Genomic DNA, 10,354 nt, shown 5'->3' with positions numbered 1-10,354 from the left:
GCGGCTGTTTATTATGTTTCTGTTTTTGGGCAAAAAATAATGCCGCCCCCGCTATTGCAGGAACAGCACCCCTGGTGGACGATGAGGAACTCGAATCCCCGACCTTCCGCACGTCAAGCGGAAGCTCTACCAGCTGAGCTAATCGTCCATATTTTCTGAAGATGTTTCATATTATATCTCAAAGTTTCTGAAAAATCAACATTTATACATAATTTTGACATATTTCATAAAAACAATCTTTAATCTAAGTCTGTTGATGATAATTTTGCCATAAGCAGAGCGAATTGTAAATTTATTCCATCGAAATAGTCGAGTTTTCTTTTGGTTTGTAACAAAGAAGTGAACATTTTTCTGTCTGCTTGCGAGGATTTTGATCCCATGGTATAATAATTTGAATATAATGTGTGGGGTATGCCCGAAAATAAGAAATAGAAACGAAATGGAGAAAAATAGATGATAGTGATGGGAATTGACCCGGGTTATGCCATTGTGGGTTACGGGGTTTTGGAATATCACCGTGGGAAATTCCGTACCTTGGGTTACGGCGCCATTACCACCCCCGCAGATATGCCCTTTGACTCCCGGCTGGAGGTCATTTATGATGAACTGACCTATCTGCTCCACAAATACAAGCCGGAATCTATGGCGGTAGAGCAGCTGTTTTTTACCAGCAACCAGAAGACGGTCATCGCCGTGGGACAAGCTCGTGGAGTGATTGTCCTGGCGGGGAAAAAAGCCGGAGTCCCGATTTATGAGTATACGCCGCTACAGGTTAAGCAGTCGGTAGTAGGCTATGGCCGGGCAGTGAAAAAACAGGTGATGGAGATGACCCGTATCATGCTGGGCCTTGAAAAGGTACCAAAGCCCGACGACACAGCGGATGCTCTGGCCATCGCCATCTGCCACGCTCACAGCGCTGGCTCCTTGCTTAATAAAGAAAAACTTCTGCAAAGATAGAAGGAAAGGAACGCATTTTTATGATCTACAGCATCCGGGGCACAGTGGTTCACACAGAGGCCAATATGATCGTTGTGGAATGCGGCGGCGTAGGCTACCAGTGTTCCACCACCAATCAGACCATTGCAAAACTCCCGAAGGAGCAAAAGCAGGTGCTCATCTACACCTATCTCCAGGTCCGGGAAGATGCCGTGAACTTATTTGGATTTTATGACCTAAATGAACTGAGCTGTTTTAAGATGCTCATCTCGGTTTCGGGCGTGGGCCCCAAAGCGGCATTGGCCATCCTTTCTGACTGCACTCCGGAGAAATTTGCATTGTGTGTAGCTTCTGGGGATTACAAGACTCTAACCCGTAGCCAGGGCATCGGCCCTAAAATTGCCCAGCGGATTGTGCTGGAACTTAAAGATAAGATCAGCAATGAGCAGCTGACCCAAGCAGTTTCTGAGGGACCAGTCAGTATCGATCTGGACGCCTCTAATGTTTCAGAGGCCATCGGCGCTTTGGTGGTGTTGGGTTACAGCCAGTCGGAAGCAGCAGCAGCGGTGGCCAAACTGGACGGCTCTCTGCCGGTGGAGGAACTGATCAAGGGAGCGCTGAAAAAGCTGGCTTTGGGGTAAAATATGCTTTTAGGACAGAAATACAGCGAAATGCATAGCATAGAAGGAAAAAGGGGAAGAAACCATTGATTAACGATTTTGAAATGGATTTCGAAAACCGGATTGTAGCTCCGGAAAACGTGGCAGAAGATAACGATATCGAAGCTTCTCTGCGCCCCAAAACACTCAGTGAATACATTGGTCAGGAAAAAGTCAAAGAAAACCTGACCGTGTTTATTGAAGCGGCCAAACGGCGGGGGGAAGCGCTGGACCACTGTCTGCTTTATGGACCTCCGGGCCTTGGCAAGACCACACTGTCGGCCATCATCGCCAACGAGATGAATGTAAACATCCGCATTACGTCGGGCCCAGCGGTGGAAAAACCGGGGGATTTGGCGGCGCTGCTGACCAATCTCAACGAAAACGACATCCTGTTTATCGATGAAATTCACCGTCTGCCCCGCACGGTAGAGGAAGTGCTCTATCCAGCCATGGAGGACTATGCGTTGGATATTATCATCGGCAAGGGCCCGTCAGCCAGGTCTATCCGGATTGATCTGCCCAAGTTTACCCTGATCGGTGCTACCACCCGTGCGGGACAGTTGACATCCCCTCTTCGGGACCGGTTTGGCGTCATGATGCGTTTGGAACTTTACTCGCCGGAGGAACTGTCCCAGATCATCCTTCGCTCGGCGGGAATTTTGGAGGTTCCCTGTGATAAGGGCGGGGCCATTGAATTGGCCCGGCGCTCCAGGGGAACGCCCCGTATCGCCAACCGCTTTCTCAAACGGGTCCGGGATTTTGCCCAGGTCATCGGAGATGGAACGATTACCAAAGAGATGGCGGCCCTGGCGCTGGATAAGCTGGAAGTGGATCCCTTGGGGCTGGATAGTATTGACAGACGGATGCTTACCACCATCATCCGCAACTATAACGGCGGCCCGGTGGGGCTGGATACCTTGGCGGCGGCCATCGGAGAAGAATCCATCACATTGGAAGATGTCTATGAGCCATACCTGATGCAGATCGGCTTTCTCAGCCGGACCCCCAGAGGGCGCTGTGCCACACAGCTTGCCTATGACCATTTGGGGATAAAACGGCTGGGACCGGAAGAGAACTATCAACAGATGAACTTAATCGACCTTGAATAAATTTGTGGAGGCAGAACATGGGAAAGATATTTGGTACAGACGGCGCCAGAGGGGTGGCCAACAAGGAACTAAGTTGTGAGCTTGCCATGAACATCGGACGGTGCGCGGCCACGGTATTGACCAGCCATACCCACCGCAAACCGAAAATCCTCATTGGCAAAGACACCCGTATTTCTTCTGATATGCTGGAAGCAGCATTGGTGGCCGGGCTTTGTTCCGTAGGCGCCGACGTCATGCTCATCGGCGTGGTTCCCACCCCGGCGGTGGCTTATTTGGTGCAGGAGTATGAAGCGGATGCCGGCATCATGATTTCCGCCTCCCATAATCCGGTGGAATTTAACGGCATCAAGATTTTCAATGAAAACGGTTACAAGCTTTCCGACAGCATCGAAAACGAAATTGAGACGATGCTGGAGCAGGGAGTGCCGGAGAAAATGCTGAAAACTGGTGGGGAGATTGGTTCAGTCATCCGGGTCAAAACCGCCACCAAGGATTATATTGACCATATCCGCTCTACGGTGGATGTGGATCTGACGGGCTTGACGGTGGCTATTGACTGCGCCAACGGCAGCGCCAGTACTACAGCTCAGACCCTGTTTACCTCCATGGGCGCTAACTGCATGATTATCAACGACGTGCCTGACGGGATCAATATCAACGACAACTGTGGGTCTACCCATATCGAGGTTTTGGCCCGGTATGTGGTGCAAAATGGCTGTGATGTAGGCGTAGCCTTTGACGGAGACGCGGATCGCTGTCTAGCGGTGGATGAGCACGGCGTTATTTTGGACGGCGACAAGCTGATGGCCATGTTTGCTCACGATATGAAGAAAAACGGCAGGCTAAAAAACGATACGGTAGTAGCCACCGTTATGTCCAACCTGGGCTTTTTCAAATTCTGTGAAAAATACGACATCCATGCTGAGTCCACCAAGGTTGGAGACCGATACGTGCTGGAAAATATGCTGCTGGGCGGCCATAACCTGGGCGGCGAGCAGTCAGGCCATATTATTTTTCTCGACTATATGACCACAGGCGATGGGCAGCTTTCCGCCGCCCAGCTGCTCTGTCTGCTCAAAAAGAGCGGCGGCAACCTGTCGGATCTTTCGGAAATCATGGAGCGCTATCCCCAGACGCTGGTCAACGTTACAGTGGCAAACGACGCCAAGGAACGGCTGGATGGGGAAGAGACCATTTGGAACAAAATCAGAGCCTGTGAGCAGCAGCTGCAGGGCGACGGCAGAATCTTGGTCCGCTGCTCTGGGACCGAGCCCCTCATCCGGGTCATGGTAGAGGGGAAGGACGCCGAGACCATCGGCGCTATGGCGGCGGATATTGCTGAGACTATCAAGGAAAGACTGGGATAAATGAGGACAGCTGAGCACTGGAAGGACTATCAAATACTGGACACATCCGGAGGGGAAAAGCTGGAGCGATGGGGCAATGTGGTTCTCATCCGCCCGGACCCTCAGATTATTTGGAACACCCCCAAAGATCCTGGCCTTTGGAAGAAGGCCAACGCCCGCTATATCCGGAGTAGTTCCGGCGGCGGACATTGGGAAAACAGCCATATGCCGCAAAACGAGTGGAGCATCTCCTATGGGGCGCTTCGTTTTCATATCCGGCCCACCGGCTTTAAGCATACCGGCCTTTTTCCGGAACAGGCCGTCAATTGGGACTGGATGATGGATAAAATTGAGAGGGCAGGAAGGCCCATAAAGGTTCTCAATCTCTTCGCCTACACCGGCGGAGCCACCCTGGCCTGCGCTAAGGCGGGAGCCAGTGTCTGCCATGTGGATGCTTCCAAGGGGATGGTCAGCTGGGCCAGGGACAACGCCCGCCTCAGCGGCCTGGAGGACAGACCCATCCGTTGGATTGTAGACGATTGTAAAAAGTTTGTAGAGCGGGAAATCCGTCGGGGCAACCGGTATGACGCGGTCATCATGGATCCGCCCTCCTACGGCCGGGGGCCGGGGGGAGAGGTGTGGAAGCTGGAAAGCGAGATTTACGGCCTAGTGGAGCTTTGCTCCCGGGTGCTCAGTGAACGCCCCCTCTTTTTCTTGCTTAACTCTTACACCACCGGCCTTTCGCCTTCAGTGATGCAGTATCTGCTGGGAGTAACGGTACGAAACAAATTTGGAGGAGAGGTCAGCGCCGATGAGATCGGCCTGCCGGTGAAAAAATCAGGCTATGATCTGCCCTGTGGCTGCACAGCTATCTGGCAGTGTGAATAAAGGTGTAGAACTTGATTGCAGATGTGCCGAAAGCGGTGCGGAAATGGAGGTTAGTCCCGGTGGAAAACATCGTTACAATGCAGGATGTCTCCTATGCCTATACGGCGGAGGGGAACACGGCTCCGGTGCTGGAGCATGTGAACCTGGACATCCCAAGAGGCCAGTTTTTGGCGGTGCTGGGCCACAATGGTTCGGGTAAATCGACGTTGGCAAAGCACCTTAACGCCATCCTTACCCCGTCGGAGGGGGTTGTCTATGTGGATGGCATTGATACCCGGCAGGAGGAGATGATCTACGAAATCCGGCAGAATGTGGGCATGGTGTTCCAGAACCCGGACAACCAGATTGTCGCCACCATTGTGGAAGAGGATGTGGCCTTTGCCCTGGAAAACCTGGGTGTGGAGCCGAAGGAGATGCGTCAAAGAGTAGACGACGCCCTCAAGGAAGTGGGAATGTACGAATACCGGGAGCATGCGCCTCATCAGCTCTCCGGCGGACAGAAGCAGCGGGTAGCCATTGCGGGTATTATCGCCATGCGTCCCGAGTGCATTGTGCTGGACGAGCCCACTGCTATGCTGGATCCCAAAGGCCGGCGGGAGGTCATCAAGACGGTGCGAAAGCTCAACCGGGATTTCGGCATCACGGTAGTACTCATTACCCATTACATGGATGAGGCGGCCAAGGCTGACCGGGTGGTGGTGATTGATAACGGCCACATGCTGTTGGATGATACCCCCAAAAATGTATTCTCCCATGTAGAACAGCTCAAGTCCGTTGGTTTGGATGTACCCCAATCCACCGAGCTTGTATATGAACTAAAAAAAGCGGGTTACCCCGTAGACAGCCACATCATCGACGAAGAGGAGTGCGTGGAACAGATTCTGCGCCTTTTGGAGGAATGAGAATTTGTCAGTCATCAAAACCGAGCATCTTACCTACACTTACAGCGCCGGTTCTCCCTTTGAAAAGGTAGCTGTCAGCGATGTCAACATCGAAATAGAAAAAGGGGAGCTTGTGGGCATTATCGGCCATACAGGCTCGGGCAAATCCACCCTGATCCAGCATCTTAACGGACTGCTCCGCCCCACCTCAGGCAAGATTTACATCGATGGGGAGGACATCTGGGAAAATCCCAAGGATATCCGTAGAATCCGCTTTAAGGTGGGGCTGGTTTTCCAATATCCGGAATACCAGCTGTTTGAGGAGACGGTTTATAAGGACATTGCCTATGGTCCCCAGAATATTGGCCTTTCCGCGGAAGAAATCGACGAGCGGGTCCGGGAGGCGGCTATGTTTGTGGGCTTGAAGCCTACCACTTTAGAGAAATCACCCTTTGAGCTCTCCGGCGGACAGAAACGCCGGGTAGCCATTGCCGGAGTTATCGCCATGCGCCCGGAGGTGCTTATTCTGGACGAGCCCACGGCAGGACTGGATCCAAAGGGCCGGGATAAAATTCTAGGCCAGATCAAGGAATATCATGAGCAGCAGAAAAATTCGGTTCTGCTAGTTTCCCATAGTATGGAGGATGTGGCTAAGTATTGTTCCAAGGTGCTGGTCATGAACAAATCCAAAGTATTTATGTATGATACCATTCAAAATGTCTTCTCTCACACCGAGGAGTTATCCTCCATGGGACTTGCGGTGCCTCAGGTTACCCGCATTTTCCACGCGCTCAAAGACCGCGGTGTGGATGTGAACCCCGACATCTTTACGGTAGAGGAAGGAAAGAGGGAGCTTTTGCAGCTGCTTTCCCGGCATCAGGCGGAGAAGGGAGGAAATGCCCGTGCTTAAGGACATCACCATTGGCCAGTATTACCCGGGCAAATCTCTCATCCATCGGATGGATCCCCGGATGAAGATTGTCATCACCTTCGCCTATATTATCATGCTCTTCGTCGCCAAAAACGCTTGGAGCTTTTTGGTGGGCATTGGCTTTCTCGTCATCGCCTATGCCATTTCCGGCGTGCCTTGGAAGATGGCGTTGAAGGGCTTGAAGCCTATTATTCCCATTGTTATTTTCACCACCATCCTCAACATGTTTTTCATCGATGGAGACCCTTTGTGGCAGTGGGGCTTTATCAAGATTACAGATAGAGGCATCTCCATGGCCATTATGATGGCCATCCGCATCTTCTGCCTGATCGCTGGCACCTCCCTGCTGACCTATACCACCTCTCCCATCGTCTTGACCGATGGGTTGGAGCGGCTCATGAGCCCGCTGAAAAAAATCAAGGTGCCGGTCCATGAACTGGCCATGATGATGACCATTGCGCTGCGCTTTATTCCCACCCTGATCGAGGAGACGGACAAGATTATGAACGCACAGAAGGCCAGAGGCGCCGATTTGGAGTCAGGGAAGCTTCTCCAGCGGGTGAAGGCCCTGATCCCGGTGCTGATCCCTCTGTTTGTCTCAGCTTTCCGCCGGGCTGACGAGCTGGCGCTGGCTATGGAGTGCCGGTGTTACCGAGGCGGAGAGGGAAGAACCCGGCTGAAACAGCTGAAGTTACACAGCAGGGACATCGTTTCCGCCGCATTTGTAGCGGTCTGCATCGGCGGAATCATCGCCCTTAACTATTTCTTCCCATCCCTATTCTAATGGAGAAAATGATGAGGAATCTGCTGATTACTATGGCCTACCGGGGAACGGCTTATCATGGCTCCCAGGTTCAGGATAATGCGCTGACGGTGACAGAGGTCTTTCAGGATGCCCTGGAAAAGGTGGTAGGACGCCGGCAGGACATTAAATGCTGTTCCCGGCTGGACGCCGGCGTCCATGCCAATATGTTTTGCATCAGTTTCAAGACCCGGTGTCCCATTCCTTACGAGGGCCTTTTGCGGGGGCTCAATTCCTGTCTGCCTGGGGATATGGCGGTCTATGAGGCCAAGGAAGTTCCCCTCGATTTTCATGCCCGCTACAGCGCCAAGGGGAAAGAATATATTTATAAGGTCCATAACGCCATTGTAAGGGACCCTCTGATGGCGGGACTTGTCTGTGAATATCCTAAGCCTATCGACGAAAATGCGCTGCACGAGGCGGCCCAGGCCTTTGTAGGCTCCCACGACTTTTCTGCCTTCTGTAGTAGCGGCGGTTCGGTAAAGGATACGATCCGCACCATCCGGCGCTTTTCGGTATATCGGGAAGGGGACATGGTCCTCTTTGCCGTGGCGGGAGATGGATTTTTATATAACATGGTGCGGATTATGGTAGGAACCTTATTGGATGTTGCCGCTGGAAAAATTGCGGCGGATGATCTAACGTCGATTATTGCTTCCAAAGACCGCTCTCGGGCGGGAAAGACAGCCCCATCCTGCGGGCTGTACCTCAACCGGGTTTTTTATGATGAGATAGATTTAGGATAGCTTTATAAAAAGTAGTTACAACTTTTTGAGAAAGAAGGTGAGGAAATGGCAGAGGTACAGGATATTTCGGAAGTGCGGAAAAAATACAAAAAAAAGAGTATCGTCAAGCGAATCATCCTCATTGTGCTTATCTTTATCCTGGTGCTTGTGGCCCTTTCCTTTACCAATGAAACTGTGAGGACCAAGGTCAACGATTTCTTCTCTACAATATCGGCGGAATTCGGTGGAGGTAATGGCTTTCCCATCAGTTTGGCGGGCTCCACTCCATCTATGATGACCGCCTTCAGCAATGATCTGGGCGTTCTTACCGAGACAAACTTTTACGTCTATAATCAAAATGGCAAAGAGATCGGCAATATTCAGCACGGGTTTACCAATCCGAAGGTGGTCAATAACAGTTCCTTGAGCGCGGTATATGACAGGGGAGGGAAGAAACTGATCCTCTCCTCAAAAACAAGGGAACTGATGAACCAGACCTATGAGTTTTCGATTTTGACTGCTGATCTGGCAAAGAACGGCTATTTGGCAGTGGCGACAACATCCCAGCGGTATACCTCCCAGATGACGGTCTATGACAGCAATCAGGAGGAGATTTTGACCTGGTATTCGGCGCAGAACCATATTGTCTCTCTCTCCGTTTTCGGCAACGGCAGCGGTGTTGTCATAGGAACCTTAGGAGGCGAAAGCGGAACGCTGAAGTCTTCCTTGGTCTTTTTGTCCTTTAGTGAAGAAGAACCCATTGCCACCCTGGACTTTCCGGGGGAATCCATCTATGCTGTGGACTATAAAGACGGCGGGCATATTTTTGTGGTCACCGACAAGGCAGTCCGGGTGATGAGCAGCACTGGAACAATCGAAGGACAATACGATTACGGCGCCACCAATCTGGTGAGCTTTTCTACAGAGGGCAGCGAAAACATAGCCCTGGTTTTCGGCGACTACAACCAGTACCAGCAGGCCACCATCATCCTTTTGGATCAAACGTGTGAAAAGGTAGGGGAGATCCATCTGGATGAGGCGGTCAAGGATATTTCCCTTTCTCATGATCGTTTGGCGGTTCTCCTTCAGCAGGAAGCTATCGTATACGACATGACAGGTACAGAAATACGGAGGAGCTCGGTGGAGCGAAGCTGTATCGGTATTCAGCTAGCGGGTTCTTCTGTCTATGTTTCGCTGGCAGGACGGATTGAAAAAGCCTGAGCAAAATGATGTAAAATACACCTAAATTGTAAACTTTTTTTGCTGTGCCTTGACGGATGAGATGAGGCGAGTAAAATGCTATATGTATGGTTAAGATAGATCAGTTTGCTTTCCTACCGTTAGGAAAAGCTGTGCTTTTTAGAGGCACTTTTGGAGGTCATACATGACAGAATGGATTCCATTACTCTATGACCTGTGCGTCGTTATACTGGTCATATATTTTATATCGATATCCGCCCGTCGTGGATTTGTCCGGACGGTTATTGAATTTATCGGATATCTGATTTCTTTTTTTATTGCGAATTTGGGTGCTAACGCGTTTTCTACAGTAATTTTTAATCATTTCCTCCGCCCTTCGGTGGTAGAAACGGTGGGAAACAAATTGACAGAGGCAGGGATTACCGATATTGCCGCTGATGTTCAGACGGTGCTATCCCAGGTGCCGGACGCGCTGGAAAAGTTTTTGGATACCTTTGGCTCCGGGACGGATGTGCTGGCTGAATTAGAGTCGTTGAGCAATTCTACCCAGCCATTGCCGGAGGCCATTACTGATCATGTAGTGGCCCCTCTTGTAATCAGCATTGTGCAGCTGATTCTATTTATTGTGCTGATGTCCATTTGCTTATTCTTGGTACGCAAGTTTGCCTGGACTCTGGGTGGACTGAGACGTATCCCGATCATCGGCCCTGCAAATACGTTGCTGGGTGGTATTGTTGGAGCCTTTGAAGGCCTTCTAACAGTTGTCCTGATTGCCAATCTGCTCAGCCTGATTATAGCGGCCACAGCAGGAGGCTTTGCATACCTTAACAACGATATTATGGAGCAGACAGTATTATTAAGACGATTCCTGATC

Annotated in this window: 11 protein-coding genes and 1 tRNA gene; 11 read left to right on the top strand and 1 reads right to left on the bottom strand. The window is 51.1% G+C overall.

The genetic code is table 11. The features are described from left to right. Positions 1–72: 72 nt before the first annotated feature. Positions 73–148 (bottom strand) — tRNA-Val (locus ACZ25G_RS03495). A 305-nt stretch (positions 149–453) separates the two neighbouring features. Between ACZ25G_RS03495 and ruvC the strand changes: the two genes are divergently transcribed. The 11 genes from ruvC to ACZ25G_RS03440 all read left to right on the top strand — a co-directional run. After that, on the top strand, positions 454–957 hold the full coding sequence (gene ruvC, locus ACZ25G_RS03490) for a crossover junction endodeoxyribonuclease RuvC (protein ID WP_191482430.1): 504 nt from the start codon (positions 454–456) through the stop codon (positions 955–957). 20 nt (positions 958–977) lie between these two features. After that, positions 978–1,577 carry a Holliday junction branch migration protein RuvA gene (gene ruvA, locus ACZ25G_RS03485; RefSeq protein ID WP_191482431.1) on the top strand — a complete coding sequence of 200 codons (600 nt, stop codon included), beginning with the start codon at positions 978–980 and terminating at the stop codon, positions 1,575–1,577. 83 nt (positions 1,578–1,660) lie between these two features. After that, on the top strand, positions 1,661–2,707 hold the full coding sequence (gene ruvB, locus ACZ25G_RS03480) for a Holliday junction branch migration DNA helicase RuvB (RefSeq protein WP_463681559.1): 1,047 nt from the start codon (positions 1,661–1,663) through the stop codon (positions 2,705–2,707). Positions 2,708–2,724: 17 nt separating this feature from the next. Continuing rightward, positions 2,725–4,074 (top strand): phosphoglucosamine mutase, encoded by a 1,350-nt coding sequence (glmM, locus tag ACZ25G_RS03475; RefSeq protein WP_463681558.1) that lies wholly within the window; start codon positions 2,725–2,727, stop codon positions 4,072–4,074. After that, complete coding sequence (locus ACZ25G_RS03470) at positions 4,075–4,941, top strand: class I SAM-dependent methyltransferase (RefSeq protein WP_191482434.1); 867 nt, start codon at positions 4,075–4,077, stop codon at positions 4,939–4,941. A gap of 59 nt (positions 4,942–5,000) precedes the next feature. Beyond that, on the top strand, positions 5,001–5,843 hold the full coding sequence (locus tag ACZ25G_RS03465) for an energy-coupling factor transporter ATPase (protein WP_463681557.1): 843 nt from the start codon (positions 5,001–5,003) through the stop codon (positions 5,841–5,843). Positions 5,844–5,847: 4 nt separating this feature from the next. After that, positions 5,848–6,732: an energy-coupling factor transporter ATPase gene (locus ACZ25G_RS03460; RefSeq protein ID WP_191510002.1), complete on the top strand. Its 885-nt coding sequence runs from the start codon at positions 5,848–5,850 to the stop codon at positions 6,730–6,732. After that, positions 6,725–7,537 (top strand): energy-coupling factor transporter transmembrane component T family protein, encoded by an 813-nt coding sequence (locus ACZ25G_RS03455; RefSeq protein ID WP_463681556.1) that lies wholly within the window; start codon positions 6,725–6,727, stop codon positions 7,535–7,537. The genes ACZ25G_RS03460 and ACZ25G_RS03455 overlap by 8 nt, the downstream gene beginning before the upstream one ends. An 11-nt stretch (positions 7,538–7,548) precedes the next feature. Continuing rightward, positions 7,549–8,301 (top strand): tRNA pseudouridine(38-40) synthase TruA, encoded by a 753-nt coding sequence (truA, locus tag ACZ25G_RS03450; RefSeq protein ID WP_463681555.1) that lies wholly within the window; start codon positions 7,549–7,551, stop codon positions 8,299–8,301. A 45-nt stretch (positions 8,302–8,346) separates the two neighbouring features. After that, the gene (locus ACZ25G_RS03445) at positions 8,347–9,501 is read left to right on the top strand and encodes a DUF5711 family protein (protein ID WP_463681554.1); all 1,155 of its coding nucleotides are present in this window, start codon (positions 8,347–8,349) and stop codon (positions 9,499–9,501) included. A gap of 163 nt (positions 9,502–9,664) precedes the next feature. After that, a partial coding sequence (locus tag ACZ25G_RS03440; RefSeq protein ID WP_463681553.1) for a CvpA family protein occupies positions 9,665–10,354 on the top strand: 690 nt, incomplete at its 3' end.

The sequence above is a fragment of the Zongyangia sp. genome, assembly GCF_965361945.1.
The sequence above is the reverse complement of the archived record's forward strand: the minus strand, read 5'-3'. Positions and strand labels throughout refer to the sequence as shown.